Raw genomic sequence first — 781 nt, forward strand, 5'->3', positions numbered from 1 at the left:
CTTTGAAACCCTATTTTCTAATCTTAACTTATCAGCAATCATTGCTATAAATTCTGAATTTGTAGGTCTGCCTTTTTCATTGTTTATAGTATAACCAAAAATCTTATTAATAACGTCTACTTGTCCTTTACTCCAGGCAACATCTATCGCATGTCTCATTGCTCTTTCTACCCTACTTGCAGTAGTATTGAATTCTTTACCTATTGATGGATATAATTCTTTTGTAATTGCTGATATAAGTTCAGGATCACTCACTACCCTGTTTATTGCTTCTCTTAAATACAGATAACCTTTTATATGTGGAGGTACCCCAATTTTATGCATAATATTAGTTATTTGAGCAATCATATCAACTGATCGACTTTTATTGGTTTTAATTTCAGTATCATCAAGATAAGTAAGTCTCTTTTTTACATCATCATTACCAATCGTCTTATTTAACATTTGTCTTATTCTTTTAACAAGCATATCCATGTCAAAAGGTTTTAAAATATAATAATCTGCACCGAGCGTTATAGCTCTTTGTGTTATTTTCTCTTGACCAATTGCTGATGCAACTATTATATAACTTATACTCCGCACAATGTATTACAAAAGGCCTACATTTATTTTCAGAGCTTTTTTACTGGATTTTTATTAAAAACAGTACCTTTAAATATTTTTCAAATGCATCTGTACAAAATTCTTTAAGGCGTAGCCTATAAAATTAATACCTTAAAATCAAAACAATATTTTATTAGTAATGCTAAACATGAAAATATTCTTTATATTTATTCATTCC

Annotated in this window: 1 protein-coding gene; it reads right to left on the minus strand. The window is 28.8% G+C overall.

The window, feature by feature from the left end:
• Positions 1 to 582: sporulation transcription factor Spo0A (gene spo0A, locus KPL38_RS19410; RefSeq protein WP_376769051.1), on the minus strand; the 582-nt coding region annotated here is incomplete at its 3' end.
• Between the last annotated feature and the right edge of the window lie 199 nt (positions 583 to 781).

The organism is Clostridium psychrophilum (assembly GCF_018861705.1).
Taxonomy (GTDB): domain Bacteria; phylum Bacillota; class Clostridia; order Clostridiales; family Clostridiaceae; genus Clostridium_AD; species Clostridium_AD psychrophilum.